Source organism: Dyadobacter crusticola DSM 16708, from assembly GCF_000701505.1.
In the GTDB taxonomy this organism is placed as follows: domain Bacteria; phylum Bacteroidota; class Bacteroidia; order Cytophagales; family Spirosomataceae; genus Dyadobacter; species Dyadobacter crusticola.
Window position 1 is genome coordinate 15384 of record NZ_JNJB01000004.1, and the last position, 21991, is coordinate 37374.

Genomic DNA, 21991 nt, shown 5'->3' on the forward strand with positions numbered 1-21991 from the left:
TTCTCCCGATCGGCTCGGCTGCCACCTTTGTATTACCAGAACGGGTAAAGCTCCCGCTCGGTCAGATAATGCTCCCGGTCTGACAAACCCCGCATTTTTGACAAACATACATTTGCAAGAACCGATTTATTAGCCATGAAAATTTTTAACACTTTCCTCAGCCTCGGCCTGATGCTGAGCCTGCTCGCCTGCCAGCAAAACCAGTCCGATCCGCAACCAGATACCAGCGTGCCCACAGAAGGAACACCTACGGAGGCAGGTAAGCCCCGAGGTGCTCCGGTACAAAAGAAGATCGGGCCGGCCGGCGGCAGTATTTCCACTCCCGATCAGGCACTTACCCTGATTATCCCCGCAGGAGCTTTGCCGCGGGATACTACCATTACAATCCAGCCGGTCGAAAACAAAGCGTGGGGCGGTACAGGATCAGGTTATGAGTTAAGTCCTAAAAACCTGGAACTTGCCAAGCCAGCAGATCTGATCTGGAATTATTCGGATGCGGATATCGCCGGCTCGGCACCCGAAGCATTGGGCATTGCATTTCAGCAGGCTGACCAGCGCTGGCTGGGAAGACAAAATATCACATTGGACAAAGCACAACGCAAAGCCAAAACGCCAATTAGCAAATTACTTCCAGCCGCTTTTTACGAAGCTTACTACATGTTACCCGCTTCGCGCTCGCTCGTCCCGAGTGAACACGTGGAGCTGAAAGTCTTTTTTCACGCAGGTCATGAAGACGACAGCGAGCTCGCGCCGCTGACGATGCCGACACTGTTGGGCAAAGAGCAAGTGCGAAACTGGAAATTGAATGGGAACGAGCCAGGCACACAAACCGATCCGCAAGCGGGCGGATTGAGCATCAATGGCAATGGCGCCAGTGCGACTTATATGGCTCCGAACCGCATTCCCAACCCGAACCAGGTTGCCGTGAGCGTGGAGGTGATCTTGAAATCAAAAGCCAGATTGTTCCTGGTCTCGAATATGGTCATTGAGGCAGCCAATGCATTTCAGTTCACGGGAGCCAGAGTGGATAGCGCTGAAATAGGCACGATCAGTGTGGTAGATAAGGAATTCTTTCAGATCAGCTTGTCAGAACGCAACCTGAGTGACCACCAGCAAGCGATTATGACATTGAATATGCTTCCATTTCCAGGTGTTGGCGCGTATGCTGTGACGGACAACGGAACCATTCACATCAGTGCCATGGACGCCCGGCGCAAATCCTGGTCGGACTCGTATTACCCGCGCAACGGCAAAAAGGTGGTAGGCCCGCTGACGGTTACCATTCTCGAATACGACCGTGCCCAAAAGCGGGTAAAAGGTAAGATCTCCGGAACGCTTCATTATTACGACGACAAAACGGAAAAGCACGAGACCACGCAATTTTCGGCGCGCTTTAACGCTGCAAGTCCGTATTAGCAGTTTATCAAACTGCCCTGTTACTTCTGGGAAGCCAGGAGCAACAGGGCAGCAAAAAATAAGCAGCTTTTACTTAAACCGGTAGCTGACCAGGAAGTAAGACCGCTTGACTTTTGACTTCAAATCCAGCAACGAGGACATTCCGTTGGTAGACTCGTAGCGGAATTCAGCGCCGAATTTCCGGTAAGTCGCTCCCACACCGGCAACCAATCCCAGCTCGTGCTTACGGGTAGCGCCCAACACTATATTTCTTGAAACGACCGGCTGCGGGTTGTAAAATCTGCTTTCTATTATCTCCTCGTTTGTTTCAGAAATCGCCAGGGCATTCGAAATACCTGCATTCACGAACAGCTTCAAGCCGCCCGCCGGAATGTAGTACCTGACCATATTAGCCAGCTTGATATAGTTATAACCCATTGTGCTGGTCCAGCGGTTGTAGTTTTCTCCTGCATATCTGGTCTCGTCTACGATGCTCGTCTTGTAAGAAACAAATGCGAGTTCGTTGTAGATGGAAATGCGTTGTTTGAGACGGGGAACCAGGAGATTCAAAAACAGCCCGCCAGTTGCATGATACGATACCGGAAAGTTTCCATTCACAAGCCGCGGATCATAAACGCCCTCGAAGCTCAATCTGGATCCCGACAATCCTGCAACAACTCCGAACTGACTAACAGAAGTAGGAGATTTGTAGGATACGGCGGGCTTTGTGGAGGCACATTGCGCATAGTATCTGTCAAATAGCTGGCTGATCGCTTTCGACGAGTAAAAGATCTTTCTTTTGTCCGTCATCACTCCCTCGCAATCAGAGAAAAACTTCTTCAACTGATCCCTGTATTGATTGACAGTCACGACCTGTTTCGAAGCATTGCTGGCGAGGTACCGGTGATCTACCAGCAATTCGTAAACGCCCGGCTTGTCACTGATATAGAGCTGGACTCTGTCGTCCCTCCCCTTCAGATAGTAAAGGCTTTTCGGGCCGCTGTTGATGAACATTAGAAAAGCGGTTCTTTTTTCAAGCTTTGGTAAAGGTGAATGGGAAAGTTCATCGATGGTCGACGGACTGGTATTCACATCCACTTCTGCTTTGATGTAACGCTCTCCGTGCACGTAAAAACCTTCGATTTCGTCTAGTCCGTAGGTTTTCGCTGCATCCCCTGGTGCACTCCGGAAGCTGATTGTTTCAGGGTTTCTTGACCAGTTTTTATAATCAACATACCCATTCAGCGTGTCATTTGCGAAAACAAGCAGGTAGCCGGGCTCAAATGATTTCTGGGCCTTTGCATAATGGAAGGTTATAAGTAAAAAAGCAAAGAGGGTGATCTTGTAAATCATTTTGACAGGGTTTTGTAAGAGGAAGCAGACACAAAGTAATTGAAATAATTTTTTGTAACCATACAACCATTTAGCGGCGACCCTGCCACTTTAAAGAAGTCGGGTCTGCGAATCAGGTTTGTGAGAGCCTGAGACTTAAAATCCAAATAGTGCTTGTATGAGAAAACCCCTGGTGTTGCTATTGTGGCTGTTGCTGGTGAGTTGGGCCAAGGCTCAGGATACCACGCAGATCACATTCAGCCAGGAGCCAGATACGCTCACCAGACAGCGCTTTATTGATCGGTACGAAAATGTATTTATGACAAAGATACCGACCAGGCACATGGTCAAAGTCGGGCTTTCTCAGTACCAGCAGGTACAACTTACCCCCTTGATGAATGAACAGGTAATCGATAATATTTCTCTATTGGTTGGCTACGAATTCAAATTCTTACCTTCCTTCTCGGTTGCTGTTAGTGGTCACTTACCTGTGAATCAGTCCCACGAATTTTCTCATTACATACTGATTGACGGACAGTTACGCTGGTTTTTCGATATGAGGAAACGTATTAAATCCAGAAAAAGCGCCAATAATTTCAGCGGGAACTACATCTCCTTATTCTATAATTCGCCATTGACAAACAGGTGGAATGCCGGCATTGGATTGAAAATAGGTTTTCAAAGGCGCTTCCTCAATTCAGGTGTTTTAGATTTCTCATTTGCTCTCCGGCAGGAAAAACAATTTTTCTATTACGGCTTGCTGCATGACTGGACCTTCTCTTCCCAGGTCGGCTTCGGTTTTGCATTTGGTGATTGGAAGAAGTCGGCGAACCCGCCGCTGTGCGATATTCTCTACTGCAATCAAGAAGTCAGGCATCAGTGGAAAATCCGTCTGCCAGAAACAACTATTGGATACTATAACAATAAGATCAGGATTGGTATAGCTTACGAAAAGAAGATTGCAGATCTACCTCTCAGCCTGAATTTTCAAATCGATGCAGCATTTAATCGGGGTTTTCACCGCATTAGTCAAGATTACGAGCCTCTTCCACGTGAACTTGTTCAGATGTATTCCTCCGAACACTCAGCATCTTTTTCCATTCAGCCGCGGTATTATCTCTTGATGAAAAAACGCCAGCTGCAAGGCAAAAACACCAATGGACTATCAGGTCTTTACACCGGCGCTAATGCGGAATATTTTTATTACAATGGCAAGCACGGTGCTTACATAACCGAACTACGCAGAAAAGACCACGTTCTCAATGCAGGTCCGCTGCTGGGTTTTCAATTACGGCTTTTCCAGAATGGATTTTTCGACTGCAATACATCTTACAATTACCAGGATTACCTGGCCAGTACGAAGTCCGATTTTGGTTTCAGGACCAAGGTCAGTCTCGGATTGGCTTTTTGAAAGCACGCTGCGTATAGTCTAATAAGTACAAATATTTAAAGAACCCCCTGCATTCCAAAAGTGCAGGTAATGACGCTCTGCGTTTAGATTTTTAGGATTTAACATCAACTACTATGAACAATTTCACCACGAGATTGAAGGCGGCTTTGTGTATCCTGACTGTACTTTTTACAAGTGCCTGCGAACATTTCGAGTTTAGCCCGAACCAGACTATCGACAGGCATTCGCCGCGTGATTTGAATGCAAAAAATCTGGAAAAACTTCGTCAGGCGCCGACAGACGACACCGTTACCATTGTGCTGGCGGGGGATTCACAGCGGTGGTACAATGAACTCGATAAGTTTGTCGAGAAAGTAAATGCATTACAGGAAGTGGACCTGATTCTGCTGGCGGGCGACATCTCCGATTTTGGCCTTTTACAGGAATTTAAATGGGTAGACGAGAGACTAGCCAGACTGAAAAAGCCCTATCTGGGAGTTATCGGCAATCACGATCTGGTCGCGAATGGCGAGCAGGTGTTCACAAGTATCTTTGGCCCGTTAGATTATTCGTTTGTTTACGATAGTATCAAGTTCATTGCCCACAACACCAACAGCCTCGAATACTCCGAGCGTAAAGTACCGGATATGGATTGGTTAGTGTCACAAATGGAAGATACTGATGCCGTGAAGCACATCATCACCATTTCCCACATACCTCCATTCAGTCAGCTGGAATTCAACCAGGAACTCGTACAGCCTTATACATCGCTGCTCCGGAATCACCCCAAAATGTTGTTGTCGCTGCACGGGCATGTACACCAACACCTAGACTTCTACCCTTTTGAAGATGGGATCAGGTATATAACCGGCTACGCTTTCAATCAGAATGCCTTCGTATTGTTGAAAATCGCAAACGGGAAAGTCTTCAAAACCATCGTCGGCTACTAGTCATGAAAGCAACCTGGATTCTGTTGATGCTGCTCCTGAATGGAGCATCGGATTCTCTGTGCCTTGCACAAAACGCCCGCCGCTTTTTTCCTGATTACGTAACCGTCCAATATGCCGGAAGTACCGGCTGGATGGGATTTGGGACTGGGTACAATTTGTTCAAAGACCACGCGCGGCTCGGCGTGCAATATGGGTTTGTTCCAAAAGAGGCCGGAGGAAACCTGCAAATCGTCTCAGCTTCTCTTTTCTTTAAACCCATTACAGTACGCATTTCAGACCACATCTTGCTAAATCCGCTGGATATAGGCACAAAGGTAGGCTACCACTTTGGCGACCAGTTTTACGTAAACTGGCCCAAGAGGTTCCCCAGAGGCTACTACTGGTGGAAATCGGCCGTGCGGCTGCACCTGACGACCGAGTCTTCGTTTACCTATAAGATAAAGAAAGGGGCCAAAATAAAATCCATCACTGCTTACCTGGAATTGAATGCAACGGATCTGTACCTGATCAGCTACGTTCAGAATCTGCAATCCCTTTCCCTGCCCGACATTGTGAAAGCGGGTGTAGGGATGCGGGTAAACTTTTAACAAAACCTTCCTGGTGGAGCAAAAGCCTGCTCAACGGTTACCCGCAGCGTCAATTCCCAAGCTTGCGGGTAACATCGTCATGCCATATTCTTTCGCCTAAACTCTTTTATTTAGACTGATTATCGTTAGCTTTGTAACCTATCTGTTGCGAAGTATTACGCAGATAGCGAGCGTCCCATTAACTATGTTTTTATGAAAAAACTTCTGATTGCCCTGTTTGCATGCTCTTCCATTGCGGGTTATGCGCAGCAAAAAAACACCCTTCTTGATCAAGCGTTCTGGAAGAATTCGCCGGATGTAAATACAGTAAAAGCAGAAATCCAGAAAGGAGCAGATCCTGCCCAGCTGAACCCGATGAGCTTTGATCCCGTCGTTATGGCGATCAACTCAGGTGCACCGCAGCAAACCATCGAGTTCCTTTTGGCTCAACCCGGCAATACCGTCGACAAACTGACGCACGACGGCCGCACTTACCTGCATTGGGCGGCTAACAGAGGCAATGTGGAAATAATGGAGTACCTCGTTTCAAAAGGCGCGAAAGCAGATGTAATTGACAGCCACGGTTCCACTCCGTTGAATTTCGCGGCGGGCGGCGGACAGGTGAATACCAAAATTTACGAAATCTGCATCGCAAATGGCGCCAACCTTAAAAAAGACCTGAACCATGACGGTGCCAATGCATTGCTGCTGGCTGTGGCAAACGATAAAGACCTGACACTTACTAATTATTTTGTTTCAAAAGGCCTGGACCTGAAAAGTACAGACGCTGCCGGCAACAATGCTTTCAGCTATGCGGCACGCGGTGGTAACATTGAAGTACTGAAAGCCCTTTTACAAAAAGGTGTCCCAGCCAATCCGACTGCCATGTTAATGGCTGCGCAGGGATCACGACGTGGAGCCAATTCCATTGAAGTTTACAAATACCTCGAAAGCCTGAATATCAAGCCCAATGTAACAGGCAAGAACGGCCAGAATGCGCTGCACTCCGTTGTTCGCAGGCCGAAGCAGGACGAAATTGTTACTTACTTCCTGTCGAAAGGTGTGGATGTAAACCAGGCTGACGAGGATGGAAATACGGTGTTTATGAATGCAGCGGCATCCAATCCGGATACTACAACTTTGGCGCTGCTTGTGCCCAAAGTAAAAAACATCAACCAGGCTAACCAAAAAGGCACAACTGCACTTGCTTTCGCAGTGCGCGGCAATTCACCGGCTGTTGTAAGTTACCTGCTCAGCAAAGGAGCTGACGTAAATGTGAGCGATCGCAACGGAGATAACCTGGCTGCTTACCTGGTTCAGTCGTACAGCCCGCGCACTGCTGCGGATTTTGACACAAAAATAAAAATCCTGCAAGACAAAGAATTGAAGCTCAATGCACCACAGCAAAACGGAAATACGCTTTACCATTTGGCAGTAGCGAAAAACGACCTCGCGCTGGTGAAAAAGCTGGAAGCTTACCAGATTGATGTGAATGCGAAAAACAAGGAAGGAATCACCGCATTGCACAAGGCAGCGATGATCGCGAAAGATGATAGTATGTTGAAATACCTGATCTCGATCGGCGCGAAAAAAGACATCGTGACGAGCTTTGATGAGACAGCCTTCGACCTGGCGGGCGAAAATGAATCACTCTCCAAGAACAATGTAACCGTTAATTTTCTGAAATAATTTTCATGTCCAAGTTCATAAAAACAGCACTCCTTTTTACTGCGCTGACATTTGCGCGCCCGAATACCATTTTCGCGCAGGCGACAAACAAGTACAAATGCATGATCCAGATGACCAACTATATGGGCGAAGGTGCCTACGTGGTGATTTCATTGATCAACAGTAAAAATGCTTACGAGAAAACCCTGTACGTTTTAGGGCCCGATAAAAAATGGTACAACAGTCTTAAAGAGTGGCATAAGTACCAGGCCAAAAAGAAGGACAATATCAGCGCGATCACCGGTGCGTCTGTGACAGGTGGAGACCGGAGTGTGAATGTGATCGAAATTGATAAATCCAAGATCGATGCCGGTTATAAGGTCAGGTTTGAAAGTGCAGTGGAAGACAAGGCTTACCATGTGAAAGACCTGGAAATTCCACTGACGACCGAGGCGCTTTCAGCCAAAAGTGAGGGTACCGGCTACATCCGCTACGTCCGGTTCAGCCCCAATTAACATTCGGAGTTCTTTATGACAATTTCTGTATGGAGATACAGCCACCTTGCACTGGCTGTATCTTCTTTTCTTTTACTTACGCTGGCTTCCATTACGGGCGTTATTCTGGCTTTCAAACCGTTGGCAGAAAAAACGCAGTCCTACCGTTCGGAAAAATTCAGCCAGGCTACTCTTTCCCAAACCCTTCCGACATTAAGAAAACAATATCCCGGCATCAGTGAACTGTCGGTGGATGCAAACCAGTTTGTCCAGATCAAAGGCAGCGACGCGAACGGTGAAAAGCTGCTGGCTTACGTTGATCCCGCCACCGGAAAAGTACTCGGTACCCCTGCTAATCCGTCCGAATTTTTTGAGTGGGTAACTGCATTGCACCGTTCCTTATTTCTTCATGAAGCCGGGAGGTTTTTCATCGGCCTTACCGCATTTTTGCTCTTACTGATCACCATTTCAGGCTCGATCCTGATCATCCAGCGGCAGCGCGGCTTGAAGCGCTTCTTTACGCGCATTGTGCGCGACAATTTTGCGCAGTACTACCACGTTGTGCTCGGCCGCCTGTCCCTTGTCCCTATTCTGATCATCGCTGCAACGGGCACTTACCTTTCCCTTGCGCGTTTTGAGCTGATAGATACAAAGCAGGCTTCCATGGAAGTTGATTTCGATGCGATTAAATCCGGCCCGGAGAGGAATCCGGCTGACTTTGAGATTTTCAAAACTACGCAGCTCGCCGATGTACAGTCGGTAGAATTTCCTTTTTCCGAAGACGCGGAAGATTACTACACACTCAAACTGACTGACCGGGAAGTTACCGTCAACCAAATCACAGGAGAAGTGCTGGGCGAAGTGAAGTATTCCGCCTCGGTGATACTTACCAACCTGAGCCTCGACCTGCACACCGGGCGCACCAATGCATGGTGGGCGATTGTGCTGGCGATCGCTTCGGCGAACATTCTCTTTTTTATCTATTCCGGTTTTACAATCACATTCCGGCGCCGCGCAAACCGCGTAAAAAACAAGTACACAGCGGCCGAAAGCGAATTTATCATCCTGGTAGGTTCCGAAAACGGTAGCACATTCAGCTTCGCCAATGCGATTCACCAGCAGCTTATCGCGGCAGGAAAGTCGGCTTACGTGACGGAACTGGACAATTTTACTGCATTTCCAAAAGCGTCGCATATCATTGTCATGACTGCTACTTACGGATTGGGTAATGCGCCCACAAATGCAGCGCACTTTGAAAAACGCATGCAGCAGTACAGGCAATCACAGCAGATCCGGTATTCGGTTGTTGGTTTTGGCTCGCATGCCTATCCTGATTATTGCAAGTTTGCTTTTGAAGTAGATACCCTTTTGGCCAAACAACAATGGGCTGCGCCGCTGGTAGAAATCCATACGGTGAACGATAAATCGCCGGAGGAATTCAGTCAATGGGCGGCGAACTGGTCGCAGCACGCGGGTGTGGCTTTGCAGGTATCAGCTGGCCTGGCGGTTACCAGGAAGGAACCTTCGCAAGCATTAACCGTAATGGACAAAACGCCCGTTTTCGTAGCAGGTGAATCATTTCTGCTGCGCTTGCGTCCGCAGTCGAATGCGACATTTACATCCGGCGACTTGCTGGCTATCTATCCTGCCCATGATCACCGCGAGCGCCTGTATTCCATTGGTAAAATAAAAAAGGATATCCAGCTGAGTGTGAAGCTGCATGCGGGCGGACTTGGCTCGGAGTATCTTTCCAGGCTTGCTCCGGGAGAGGTAATTAGTGCCAAAATTGTGAACAACGCACATTTTCATCTTCCTGAACCCGGCAAAACTGTCGTTATGATTTCCAACGGTACCGGCATTGCGCCATTCCTGGGGATGATCGATCAGCAGCCTGAAAATGCAGATTGCCACCTGTACTGCGGTTTTCGCGACCGGGCTTCTTTTGCATTGTATCAAAATGCATTGAACAAAAACAAAGACGAAAAGAAGCTCCGCAGCCTGCAAATTGCCTATTCGCGGGAAGGTGAAAAGGAGTATGTAAAAGACCTGCTGTCGAAAGATGAATCGCTACTGACCGAAACGCTGGCCAACGGCGGCGTGATCATGCTTTGCGGGTCGCTTTCGATGCAAAACAATGTCGTCGCGTTGCTGGAAGAAGTCTGCGTGAAGCACTTGGGTAAACCTGTCAGCTTTTATCAATCGAGAAGTCAGGTGCTCATGGATTGTTACTGACAAGATGTTCAGCGCCGCCTCCGTCTTACTTTGTGTTTGTTGATATTCAGATTTTTAGAACTGAATACCTGACCGTCGTCTGCGATCATCAGGCAGCTGAATGCCGGGTGCTGGTTCAACAGCGCGAGTCCCGCCGCCTTTCCCATTACCATCAGAGAAGTACTGAACCCATTCGCCATTTCAGCACTTGGACCAAAGACGGTGACGCTCGTAAGTCCGGTAGCAGGGTAGCCGGTAGCAGGGTTAATGATGTGCGAATAACGTTTTCCATCCAGCGTGACAAACTTTTCATAACTGCCCGAAGTAACTACCGCGCCCTGCCGGATGGGCAGCACCGCAAACAGTTCGCCCGGTTTCAAAGGATCGTTGATCCCGATTACCCAATCGCGGCCATCAGGCTGTTTTCCCCACACACTCATATCGCCCGAGCCGTTTACAATGCCCGCTTGTACTCCCTTTGCGAGCATCATACTCCGGCATTTATCCGTCGCATAACCCTCGCCCAATGCACCAAACCCGATCTTCATCCCCTTCATTTTCAGGAAAATCGTTGAGTTCGCCTTGTCCAAAATGATATTCCGGTAGCCGACGAGCGCAACCGATTTTTTTACCGCCTCAGGCGAAGGCATTTCCGTCATTGAACCATCGTACTTCCAGATCCGCTCCATCGCTGCGAAACTGATATCGAATGCACCATTAGTCAGTTCCGATAGGTTCAATGCCCTTTCTGTGAGCTCAAAAACTTCTGCATCAATCTTTACCGGACGGATACCCGCATTGGCATTCACTTCCGAAACCTGGGAGGCCGGCTTCCAGTCAGAAATGAGGTTTTCGATCCGCGTAATCTCCGCAATAACCTCATCAATATGCAACTCCGCTTCCGCCGAATCCTTTGCTACAATGGTAATGTCGAACCGCCCGCCCATGAGCATCGTGGTCCGCTTTCGCAGCACCTGAGCCTGGGAGTGAATAGAAAAAAATAAGAGGAGACAAGCAAAAATTACTCTCATGAAGCAGCAGCGGGAGTTTTTCAAATCGCATTTAAAACAAAAAACCGGAAGAGTCTATATCCTCTTCCGGTCAAAACTGCGAAAAAAAACTTAGAAACGGTATGACAATGTAGCAGCAAACATGCGCGGTGGGATCGGGTTGATGCTGTAACGGTCATGAACAATGTAGTTCAGTTCGTTAAAAATATTGGACAGCTTCACCAGCAACGAAACGCCGCGCAGGCTGTAACCCGCAGAAAGATCCACCGTCGCAAATCCTTTCAATGGTACCTGTGCATTGTAGGAAGTCTGGTTGGCGGCTGTGTTGTTCAGCCCGCCGTCTAGTCCTACCACGTTGTTGTTACCTCCCATTCTCTGGCCCGTATAAAATGCGGATGCACCAATTTTGAGCCCTTTCACACCCTTATCAAAAGTATAGAAGATCGAACCATTTGCGGTGTGCGCGGGATTGTTGATCAAACGCTCGCCTTCTACCTGCGAACCCACTGCGCCGGTCGTATTGGTATACCGCATGAAATTATATCCGTAACCCGCCAGAAAGTAGAAGTTTCTCGAAAGCGTTCCATTGAAATCAACCTCAAACCCGTCGCTGGTAGTTTGTCCGTTCAACTCGCGGATGCTGCTGTTGGTATTAGGATTACCGTTTTGGTCAAAAAGCGCAGTTTGCGCGAAATTGCTGTTTTGAATGCGGTACACGCTCACATTGGCAGACAATCTTCCATTCAAAAACTCATTTTTCATTCCCAGCTCATACTGGTTGATAATGGAAGGATCCAGGTTGTTTCCGTAAATATCAGTACCCGAGTTGATCGTAAAATTATTAGTGTAGCTCGCGTAAATAGAGCTGGTTTGCACAGGCTGGAAGATCAGCGCGACTTTGGGTGAAAACGCTTTGTCTTTCTTGTCAGCTGCTGTTCCTCTGCGCTCCTGCTGTTTTTCCTGGTTGAAAATGGTGCTCTGGAAAGCTTTCTGGTAAGACCAGCGCACGCCGGCCAGCACTTTGAACTTGGATGTTAGGGTGATCAGGTCCTGTACATAAATACCAAGTCTGCTCTGGGGCGTGGTGGTTCTGGCAGTATCCGTAACAGTAGGAATGTCGGTGCGCACATGGAATGTGGCAGGGTCGTAAATATTGATCTTGTCGTACGCAGTACCCACTACGCCATTGGCAGAGGTATATTTGAATGTATTGCTTTGGGTTACAATGCGGGTAAAATCGGCTCCACCCAAAAACTGGTGCTGAATGCCCGCTGTTTTGAAACTGCCGTTCAGGTTGAGCTGTCCGGTGTAATCTTTTTCACCCGACTTAACCGCACTCAGTGCCCGGTTCCAGTCGCCGTTTGCGGCAATGCTCGTAGGAACACCTACGCTAAGACCGTTGACCTTCGTATCCTGGGCCGATCCGATGGCAGTCAGCTTCCAGTTGTCGTTAAAGCGGTGATTGATGGTCAGGTAAGCTGCTTTTTGTTCGGTATTGTTGAATGCCCATTTCGGATAAATGAAGCGAGAACGCGGCGCGTCGGGCACTTCGGTTACGGTAATGCGTGCATTCGGTATACCAACGCCGGCATCAGGTACCAGGTCGGATTTCAAATAATCCACCTGCAGCAACACGTCAGTTTTGTCGCTGATCTTATATAGCAGCGACGGGTTAACGTAAGTGCGGTTTGTTTTGACCACATCCCGGTAGCTTTTCGCATTTTCATGTGTGCCAATAACGCGGAATGCCAGCTTTTTGGAAATCGGCCCGTACACATCCACAGTAGGCTTGTACTGATTGTAGCTGCCGAACAGCATGGAAACCTGACCGCCCCAGTCAAATACAGGCTTTTTGGTAACCATATTAATGATCACGCCGCCAGAAACATTACCGTATAGCAATGCAGAACTTCCTTTCAGTACTTCAATCGCCTCCAATGTACTTGCGTCCGGGAAGCCTTGTGTATTTGAAATAACCCCGTTTTTGAAGATACTGCCGCCTGAACCTGCGATACCAATGCTGTAACCGCGTGCCGAGAAAGTCTCAGCCACACCGCCACGCGACTGCGTGAGCGAAACCCCGCTTACATTCTTTACCACATCACCCAGGCGCACTGCCTGCTGGTCGGCAATCACCTTGCTCTGGATCACCCCTGCGCTTTGCGGCAGATCGAGTGGACGGATATCCGCTTTTCCGAGTGACACGGGCTTGTTGGAGCTGGCACCGCCCGTAATGATCACTTCATTGAGCTGAGAAGCACTTTCTGACAATGTAAAATCCTGCTCCGCCTTCTCGCGCGCAGCCACTGTAACCTGCTGCTCCTGGCTCTGCAAGCCTACGAAAGACACCTTCAAAGTGTAGCTGCCCGGCTTGATGTCAGTGAGTACGTAGTTCCCGTCCTCATCGGTCGTGGTCCCTTTATTCGAATGGTCGATCCCCACGCTCACGTAAGCAGCAGGCTTGCCGTCACTGGTTTTCACTCGCCCCCGGATGGTACCATTGCTGCTCTGGGCAATGGCAGCCTGGGAGAACAGGCAACTTAGAAAAAGTAAATATTTATAAAAACGACTCATACTTATTTAGATTAATTAAACGGTCGCAAAGATAGGAGCGCAACTACATTTTTCTAATACTTATTAGGAATTAATTAGAACCAGATTAGAATAGTTGAGAGCAAACGCGGGGCCGACTTACGCAATTGCAGCATCAAAAGAATTTTTAGCACATAATGCATATACCGGGGTTCGTGAGCTGCACTTCAAATGGGCGCTGCCCCTTTTAATCGGTTTTTAATTCGCTTTTAACACCCTGTTAAGGTCGATGTGCGCTTTTTGTACTGCGATCTGCATCGCCAAAGCCCTCCGAAGTCACCTGCATTTACATGGATTTTCTACGGAAGGCGGCAAACAGACGCAAGAAGTACGCGCTTCATAAGACTTTGAAAAATCCTACTATCACCTAAAAAGTTAACTATCATGAAGAGAATTCTGATGTTCATGAGCTTGTGCGCATTATTCGTGCAAACAAGCTGTGAATCCAAAAAAGAAGAAAAGGAAGAAGAAGTAAAATTCCTCGTGACGAGCCCTCTCCAGAGAGACACCCTGGTCACAAAGGAATATGTAAGCCAGATCCGCGCGATCAGTCACATTGAGCTGCGCGCATTGGAAAAAGGCTATCTGCAGAACATCTATGTGGATGAAGGACAGACTGTTAAAAAAGGGCAGTTAATGTTCAAGATTATGCCAATGCTGTACCAGGCTGAACAGCAGAAAGCGCAGGCAGAGGCTAATTTTGCAGAGATTGAATTCAAAAACACCAAGTCACTCGCCGATAGCAATGTAGTTTCCAAAAATGAGCTGGCGCTTGCCAAAGCCAAATTGGACAAAGCCAAAGCAGAACTCGGACTAGCTACAACGCACCTGGGCTTTACTGAAATCCGCGCACCATTTAATGGCATAATGGATCACTTCCAGGTAAGATTAGGAAGTCTTTTGGACGAAGGCGATTTGCTGACGACGCTTTCAGATAACAGCGAAATGTGGGTTTACTTCAATGTTCCGGAAGCTGAGTATCTGGATTACAAAGCAAACGAAGCCACAGCCGGCATGTTGAATGTGAACCTTCGCATGGCCAACAACCAAATGTTCCCCCACTCCGGAACCGTGAAAACAATTGAAGCGGATTTCAATAACGAGACCGGTAACATCGCTTTCAGGGCTACATTCCCGAATCCGAAAAGACTGCTGAGACACGGTGAAACTGGGAATATCCTCGTAACCGTGCCGATGAAGAATGCATTGCTGATCCCGCAGAAAGCCACTTTCGAGGTTTTGGAGAAGAAATACGTGTACGTGGTGGATAAAGACAACAAGATCCGTTCGAGAGAGATCGAGATAGAGGCTGAGCTTCCGCACATTTTCGTCGTGAAATCAGGTTTGAAAGCAGATGACAAAATCCTTCTGGAAGGTCTGCGACAGGTGAAAGAGAATGAAAAAATCCACTCCACTTTCGTGAAACCTGATTCCGTGATCTCCAATTTAAGTCTGTACGCCGAATAGTCAGGTATCTTAAAAGCACATAAAGACATGTTCAATCAATTTATAAGAAGACCTGTATTTGCAATCGTGATCTCGATCATGATCGTATTTATAGGCATCCTGGCGATTGAGAAATTACCCATTTCCCAGTTCCCGGACATTGCCCCTACCACCGTCAACATCTTCATTGCCTACCCTGGCGCCAGTGCCGATGTTTTGGTAAAATCAACATTGATCACCCTTGAACAGGCCATTAACGGGGTTCAGGATATGCGGTACATTGCTACCGATGCAACGAGTGCGGGGGAGGCGACGCTCAGGATCATCTTTGAGCCCGGCACCGACCCCAACGACGCCGTAATCCGGGTTAAGACAAGGGTGGATCAGGTGATGCCGCTTTTGCCCGAGTTGGTTCAGCGTGAAGGGGTTATTATCTCGCCTGTTCAGCCCAGTATGTTGATGTACGTTAACCTTTATTCGAAAGAAAAGAGCATTGACGAGAAATTCCTGTTCAACTACGCAACAGTAAAAATGATCCCCGAAATCCAGCGGACAAAAGGGATTGCAAGAGCACAAATATTAGGATCAAGAAGATATGCGATGCGTCTCTGGCTGAATCCCGAGCGTATGCGTGCCTACAACATTTCTACGGAAGAAGTTATGAAGGCGGTGGGCGAACAAAGTATCGTTGGTCGCCCGGGCCGTATCGGGCAGAGCTCCGGTATTGCAGCCCAGTCGCTGGAATATGTGCTTACTTATAAAGGCCGGTACGACAAGCCGGAAGAATACGAAAACATCATTGTCCGTGCCAATGCGCAGGGTGAAAGTGTTCACTTGCGTGACATTGCCAAGGTGGAGCTCGGTTCTGAATTCTTTGACATTTACTCCAACCTTGACGGTCACCCTTCGGCCGCAATCGTGTTGCGCCAGAACTATGGAAGTAATGCGAGCGACGTAATTGAAGAGGTGAAAAAGAAGCTGGACGTCATGAAAGAATCCTTCCCTCCGGGCGTGGATTACAAGATCAGTTATGACGTTTCCCAGTTCCTGGACGCGTCTATCGAGCAGGTTATCGACACATTGCGCGATGCATTTATCCTGGTTGCGCTCGTAGTATTCATCTTTCTCGGCGACTGGCGTTCTACCTTAATTCCGATCCTGGCTGTGCCGGTTTCGCTCATTGGGGCATTCTTTGTGATACAGGGTTTCGGGCTTTCGATTAACCTGATCACGCTGTTTGCGCTTGTGCTTGCGATTGGTATTGTGGTCGATGATGCGATTGTCGTCGTCGAGGCCGTCCATGCAAAGTTTGAGGAAGAGCCGGGGATTTCCCCATTCAATGCGGTAAAGAAAGTGCTTGGTGAGATCAGCGGTGCCATTATCGCGATCACGGCCGTAATGGTTTCGGTATTCCTTCCGATCTCCTTCATGTCCGGTCCTGTGGGAACATTCTACCGCCAGTTCTCCATTACCATGGCCAGCTCTATCGTTATCTCGGCCCTCATCGCCTTGACATTGACGCCGGTTTTGTGTGCGATGCTATTGCAAAATCACCACGGCCACGAGAAGAAGAAAAACTTCCTTACCAAAGGCCTTGACGCTTTTAACAGAACATTCGATAAGCTAACCGGAAGATATGTAAGCTTGCTGAAACGCATTGTGAGCCGGAGAGTGGTTACCTGGGTCGTGTTACTGGGCTTCTGTGCAGGGATTGTTTTCGTAAACAAAATTCTGCCCGCAGGTTTTATTCCAAATGAAGACCAAAGCACAATTTACGCCATCATTCAGACGCCTCCGGGATCAACGCTTGAAAAAACGAACGAAGTTTCACGTCGTCTTCAAAAGATATGTGAAGAAGTGGAAGGCATTGAGTCGGTATCCTCATTGGCAGGTTACGAGATCATGACCGAAGGTCGCGGTTCCAATGCAGGAACTTGTTTGATCAACCTGAAACCATGGCACGACCGCAAGCAGAATGTGAAAGAGATCATGGAAGAACTGGAAGCCGAAACAAGAGGCCTCGGTGCGGTCGTTGAATTTTTCGAACCACCAGCGATCCCGGGTTTTGGTACATCAGGCGGTTTTTCTATGCGTCTTTTGGACAAAACCTCTGACACCGATTACGCCGAATTCGATAAGATCAACAAGAAATTCATGGACGACCTTGCAAAGCGCCCTGAATTGACAGGCTTGTTTACATTCTTCGCAGCAAACTATCCGCAGTATGAATTGCAGATCGATAACCAGCTTGCCATGCAAAAAGGCGTGTCGATCGGAAAAGCGATGGACAACCTGAACATTATGATCGGTAGTACATACGAACAGGGTTTCACAAGGTTCAACCAGTTCTTTAAAGTGTACGTGCAGTCGGACCCAAGTTTCAGAAGGCTTCCTTCGGATCTTTTGAAATTGTTTGTGAAAAACGATGCAGGCGAAATGGTGCCTTACTCCTCATTCATGACATTGAAAAAAGGTCAGGGCCCGAACGAGATCACGCGTTTCAACCTCTATAACTCAGCCGCTATTCAGGGACTTCCAGCTAAGGGTTACACCACGGCAGATGCTATCGGCGCCATTCGCGAGGTAGCAGCGAAGACATTGCCGCAAGGTTACGACATCGCATTCGAAGGTCTTTCTTATGACGAATCGATCCGTGGAAATGAATCGCTGGTGGTGTTTGCGATCGTTTTAGCCTTCGTTTACTTCGTGCTGGCAGCACAGTATGAGAGCTTTATCATTCCATTTGCGGTGGTGCTATCACTGCCGGTCGGGGTGTTCGGATCTTTCCTTTTGCTCAAATTAATGGGTCTGGAAAACAACATTTATGCGCAGATCGGCTTGATCATGCTTGTCGGGTTGCTGGGTAAAAACGCCGTACTGATCGTGGAGTTCGCCGTTCAGAAGCGGCAGCAGGGAGAAACCATCCTGAATGCTGCTATCGAAGGCGCGAGAGTTCGTTTCCGTCCGATTTTGATGACGTCGTTTGCATTCGTTGCCGGTTTGATCCCCTTGATCATCGCCACAGGTGCCGGTGCTATTGGTAACCGTACGATTGGTGCATCTGCGATGGGCGGTATGCTTTTCGGAACCATTTTCGGGGTCATAATCATCCCTGGATTGTACTACATATTTGGCACACTGGCCGATGGTCGGAAAATGATCAAAGATGAAGAAGACCACTCTCTGTCAGAAGGGTTTGTCCACGCGATCGACGCTTTCCCTCAAATTCAAGAAACTCAAAATGATGCGCAATAAAAGAATATTAAACTGGGTCGGGGTAACAATATGTGTTACCCTGGCTTTCAGTGGCTGTAACGCGCCTTCACTGGTGCAACGGTCGCCGAACAAAGACCTGGCGGCTACTTATGTGGACGGACAAGCTGCCGATTCGACCAACACCGGAAAGCTGAGCTGGAAGAACTATTTCACCGATCCGCAGCTGAATGCATTGATTGACACCGCTTTTAAAAACAACCAAGAGCTGAACATTACCTTGCAGGAAATCGAGATCTCCCGCCAGGAAATCCGCGCCCGCAAGGGAGAGTACCTTCCATTTGTAGGCTTGCGAGGCGGTGCCGGCATTGAAAAAGCGGGCCGTTATACGCAGGTAGGTTCCAGTGAAGCCACAACCGAGATCAAGCCGGGAAGAGAAACCCCGGAGCCGCTGCCAGACTTTGTAGTAGCTGCTTATGCGCGCTGGGAAGTGGATATCTGGCACAAGCTGCGTAATGCGAAAAAGGCGGCTGTTAACCGGTATTTGTCTTCGATCGAAGGTAAAAATTTCATGATGACAAATTTGGTTTCAGAGATAGCAAACTCCTACTACGAGTTGCTCGCCTTGGATACGCAGCTGAACATTGTTACGCAAAACATTGAAATTCAAACCAATGCTCTGCGAATCGTGAAAATGCAGAAAGAAGCAACGCGGGTTACAGAATTGGCTGTTCGCCGTTTTGAAGCGCAGGTGCTGAACACGCAAAACCGCCAGTATGCTATTCGTCAGCGGATCGTTGAAACTGAAAACCGGATCAATTTTTTGCTCGGCCGCTATCCTCAGCCTGTCCTCAGAAACAGCCAGAATTTCGAGAATATGCTTCCAAGCGTCATCCAGGCGGGCATTCCTTCCCAATTGCTGCAAAACCGCCCGGACGTGCGCCAGGCTGAGCAGGACCTGGAAGCTGCCAAACTGGATGTGCAGGTTGCAAGATCAAACTTCTACCCTTCGCTGGGTTTGAATGCGGCAGTCGGCTTACAGGCTTTCAATCCGATCTATTTAGGTAATGTTCCCAAATCACTGATGTCGACATTGGTAGCTGATCTGGCTGGTCCGCTGATCAACAAGAATGCGATCCAGGCTACTTATTACAGTGCAAATGCGCGACAGGTACAGGCGATTTATAACTACGAGCGCACAGTGTTGAATGCTTATATTGAGGTTGTGAACCAGTTATCTAACATTAACAACCTGCAACTAAGCTACGAAACCAAAACACGCGAAGTGGCTGCATTAACGGAATCTACCAACATTGCCAACCGCCTTTTCACCTCAGCAAGAGCGGATTATGTGGAAGTGTTATTAACCCAGCGCGAAGCTTTGGAATCGAGATTTGACCTGATCGAAACCAAGATGCAGCAGATGAATGCAACCGTAAACATCTACCGCGCGCTTGGCGGGGGCTGGAACTAGGATCTTAAAACCCGTTGTGCGGTTAAAATTTGAGGCAAACAGATAGGGAGAATTTGGCATGCATTACTATGCTAAGTGCACAACGGGTTCTATTGAATAATAGCAATTAAATTAACTTTAAAAAAACTTGGATTTCGATTCGCCTTTACTCGAGGCAACTTTACCAAGATTTAGTAGCTCCCAGATATGAATAGTGGTACTTAACAGTATCAGATTTAGCTGTACTATTAACAAATCCGCTGCTTATCAGCTTGAATTTACCATCTAACGCACTATCCAATAATTCCAATTTGAGAAGGCGATTACCAGCTGTATACTCCATATATATGCGCCCTTTTTACCTTCTACATTCATGGCGCTATTCATATAAATTACATCAACTAACTTTTTGTTCTGGAATTCGTTGAAGTAACTTCTCCTGTTTTCTTCGCCAATCTCAATAATTTGTTCGTACCCCATGTTTTGGGCAAGTATGGTTGCCGTTTTGCCCTCAATCTTTTCTAATTTCCAAAAGCCATGGGAAATACTAATCATTTCAGCAGTATTTCCGTAATATGGATCCTTACAAGCAGCTAGTTGGCTAGTAATTAGACCTGCGATGAGTAAATATAAAATGTTTCTCATAGTGAGTTAATTTGGTCTTATGCCTGTTAATGCCCTTAAATAGGTGTCATATGTACCATTGGCCGTTGTAAAACTGTAAGTTGTGAAGAAATATCCGTTGCTGGTACCTCCCCATCCCCAGTTCATACCAATGTATTCCGCCTCGTAATTTTTGCAATCTTCAATACAATTATCTCCATTTTCATCGCATCCGACATATGTTTTGTACTGCGTAGATAATGTCGAATATCCATCTCCCACCCATATATGCGCATCATTTGCATTTACACCATTTAAAGTTCCCGTAAAGATGACTGGGAAATAATTGTTTAAGTCGCTTTTTACTTGCGCATACTTGCTACTCAGATCCCCCATGTACCACCATTTGCGAAAAACAACCCATTTTTCAGTGCATTGTTTATGTTCCGTGGAACTGTCCACGTATTACAATTTCCTAAAACTCCATAGTTTGAACTTGCAGCAGCGCCGGCAATGCGTGTTAGCAGAGCGCGCTGGTTCCTGCCGGTGGTTGAAGGAAAATTGCAATCTATATCCAAATCTCTTGGCATTGAAGGATAGTCCGGCACAAAACAATTTCCATTACAGCATAATGTAACATTCGAAGGGTACTGATGGTAACGCATGACCATTCCCATAGCTACCGGCCCACATCCTGCTGCTCGTCTCTGACAAGTACAACCATTGTCCGAGGTAGAATAATACTTTATTGATCCACTTTGATTCCATCTGGCAACATTATCAACATATCTGCCAGTTTCATGGTAATTATAGAAATAGTCACATCCTGTCCAATCGGCTACTCGGCCACCTTCATTTCTACCCTTGGTTTCTAAAACTTCCCATAACCGGCTTATTCCCGGCTCGGGCCGATCTTTCTGTTTCGCTTTTTTTATGTGGTATTTAGCAACTTCAAACCATTCACTTATTCCTCCTAGTCCTTCATTCTTAAAGGGATTACTGTCAGAATATGCTAATATTGGAATAGCGCGCCTATCGGCAGAAATGATCACAAATCCTTGACTATTTTTATAATTGATTATGTGATACATATCATCCTCTCCATCCTTTACAGTTTCCTTGAATTCAACCTCCTTCCTTGTACCAACGAAAGGATTTTCGTCACTTATGCTGCTATGTCGTGCTTGTCTATTTGTCCGAGCTGCCTCCGTAATGGACATGGTATTGGAAGCAATGGTAATAGCATCATCCAGCGTGACATTATAGTTCTGTAATTCAGTACCACTAATTATTTCCCTAGTAGGTCTTAATTCCGGGTTATCACTTTTACATTGAATTAAAAAAATGGATAGAATGAGGAATTCCGGCCAGCCCACGCCTCGTCATCGGCGCAGCGCGGCATAAACTTACAAACGTCCAAGTCATTTTCCTTTCCACATTCTCCGGGTAAGTCCCCCTTCAAATTCAACCCAAAGATTTTGTCCTCTCCGGCACCAGAAATTGCAGATTGTTGTTAGTCGGTAATCAGGAAAAAACACAATTAACTTATTTACTCTATTAATTCGATAGATAATAAAGTTTTAACTACTTTTTAATACCTTTGCAGAAGATTAACTTACGAACCAGCACGCATGATTGCATTTACAAAACTCTACAAAACAAAATTTT

The 21991-nt window shown here is 47.3% G+C and carries 16 protein-coding genes; 10 read left to right on the top strand and 6 right to left on the bottom strand.

Features of this window, described 5'->3' with window-relative positions; translation table 11 throughout:
- The first annotated feature begins 135 nt into the window (after positions 1 to 135).
- The gene (locus Q369_RS0103520) at positions 136 to 1416 is read left to right on the top strand and encodes a hypothetical protein (RefSeq protein ID WP_031526408.1); all 1281 of its coding nucleotides are present in this window, start codon (positions 136 to 138) and stop codon (positions 1414 to 1416) included.
- Positions 1417 to 1485: 69 nt separating this feature from the next.
- Here Q369_RS0103520 and Q369_RS0103525 read toward each other — a convergent pair whose 3' ends face one another.
- Positions 1486 to 2748 carry an outer membrane beta-barrel protein gene (locus tag Q369_RS0103525; RefSeq protein ID WP_031526409.1) on the bottom strand — a complete coding sequence of 421 codons (1263 nt, stop codon included), beginning with the start codon at positions 2746 to 2748 and terminating at the stop codon, positions 1486 to 1488.
- 157 nt (positions 2749 to 2905) lie between these two features.
- Here Q369_RS0103525 and Q369_RS0103530 point away from each other — a divergent pair, with 157 nt between their 5' ends.
- From Q369_RS0103530 to Q369_RS0103555, 6 genes are all read left to right on the top strand, one after another.
- Complete coding sequence (locus tag Q369_RS0103530; RefSeq protein WP_031526410.1) at positions 2906 to 4138, top strand: hypothetical protein; 1233 nt, start codon at positions 2906 to 2908, stop codon at positions 4136 to 4138.
- A 113-nt stretch (positions 4139 to 4251) separates the two neighbouring features.
- Entirely contained in the window at positions 4252 to 5067 is an 816-nt protein-coding gene (locus tag Q369_RS0103535; protein ID WP_031526411.1) for a metallophosphoesterase family protein, read from the top strand.
- Between the two features lie 2 nt (positions 5068 to 5069).
- Positions 5070 to 5654: a hypothetical protein gene (locus Q369_RS0103540; protein ID WP_031526413.1), complete on the top strand. Its 585-nt coding sequence runs from the start codon at positions 5070 to 5072 to the stop codon at positions 5652 to 5654.
- 192 nt (positions 5655 to 5846) lie between these two features.
- Positions 5847 to 7322 carry an ankyrin repeat domain-containing protein gene (locus Q369_RS0103545; protein WP_031526414.1) on the top strand — a complete coding sequence of 492 codons (1476 nt, stop codon included), beginning with the start codon at positions 5847 to 5849 and terminating at the stop codon, positions 7320 to 7322.
- Positions 7323 to 7327: 5 nt separating this feature from the next.
- Positions 7328 to 7816 carry a DUF2271 domain-containing protein gene (locus Q369_RS0103550; protein WP_031526415.1) on the top strand — a complete coding sequence of 163 codons (489 nt, stop codon included), beginning with the start codon at positions 7328 to 7330 and terminating at the stop codon, positions 7814 to 7816.
- 15 nt (positions 7817 to 7831) lie between these two features.
- Positions 7832 to 10027, top strand: a complete 2196-nt coding sequence (locus Q369_RS0103555) for a PepSY domain-containing protein (protein ID WP_031526416.1) — start codon at positions 7832 to 7834, stop codon at positions 10025 to 10027.
- A gap of 8 nt (positions 10028 to 10035) precedes the next feature.
- Here the strand turns inward: Q369_RS0103555 and Q369_RS0103560 are convergent, their stop codons facing one another.
- The gene (locus Q369_RS0103560; RefSeq protein ID WP_031526417.1) at positions 10036 to 11037 is read right to left on the bottom strand and encodes an FAD:protein FMN transferase; all 1002 of its coding nucleotides are present in this window, start codon (positions 11035 to 11037) and stop codon (positions 10036 to 10038) included.
- Positions 11038 to 11127: 90 nt separating this feature from the next.
- Complete coding sequence (locus Q369_RS0103570) at positions 11128 to 13590, bottom strand: TonB-dependent receptor (RefSeq protein WP_031526418.1); 2463 nt, start codon at positions 13588 to 13590, stop codon at positions 11128 to 11130.
- A 402-nt stretch (positions 13591 to 13992) separates the two neighbouring features.
- On the opposite strand from Q369_RS0103570, the gene Q369_RS0103575 reads away from it, so the two are divergent.
- The 3 genes from Q369_RS0103575 to Q369_RS0103585 are packed head-to-tail and all read left to right on the top strand — an operon-like array spanning position 13993 to position 19741.
- Entirely contained in the window at positions 13993 to 15075 is a 1083-nt protein-coding gene (locus Q369_RS0103575; RefSeq protein WP_031526419.1) for an efflux RND transporter periplasmic adaptor subunit, read from the top strand.
- A 27-nt stretch (positions 15076 to 15102) separates the two neighbouring features.
- Positions 15103 to 18309, top strand: a complete 3207-nt coding sequence (locus tag Q369_RS0103580) for an efflux RND transporter permease subunit (protein WP_031526421.1) — start codon at positions 15103 to 15105, stop codon at positions 18307 to 18309.
- A complete protein-coding gene (locus Q369_RS0103585; protein WP_031526422.1) occupies positions 18299 to 19741 on the top strand; it encodes a TolC family protein in 1443 nt (480 codons plus the stop codon). Before Q369_RS0103580 ends, Q369_RS0103585 begins: the two co-directional genes overlap by 11 nt.
- 264 nt (positions 19742 to 20005) lie before the next feature.
- On the opposite strand, the gene Q369_RS0103590 is transcribed toward Q369_RS0103585, so the two are convergent.
- The 3 genes from Q369_RS0103590 to Q369_RS29640 are packed head-to-tail and all read right to left on the bottom strand — an operon-like array spanning position 20006 to position 21699.
- On the bottom strand, positions 20006 to 20365 hold the full coding sequence (locus Q369_RS0103590; RefSeq protein WP_031526423.1) for a hypothetical protein: 360 nt from the start codon (positions 20363 to 20365) through the stop codon (positions 20006 to 20008).
- A 6-nt stretch (positions 20366 to 20371) separates the two neighbouring features.
- Entirely contained in the window at positions 20372 to 20719 is a 348-nt protein-coding gene (locus tag Q369_RS29635; protein WP_031526424.1) for a C10 family peptidase, read from the bottom strand.
- Positions 20707 to 21699 (bottom strand): Spi family protease inhibitor, encoded by a 993-nt coding sequence (locus tag Q369_RS29640; RefSeq protein ID WP_031526425.1) that lies wholly within the window; start codon positions 21697 to 21699, stop codon positions 20707 to 20709. The genes Q369_RS29635 and Q369_RS29640 overlap by 13 nt, the downstream gene beginning before the upstream one ends.
- Positions 21700 to 21991: the final 292 nt, after the last annotated feature.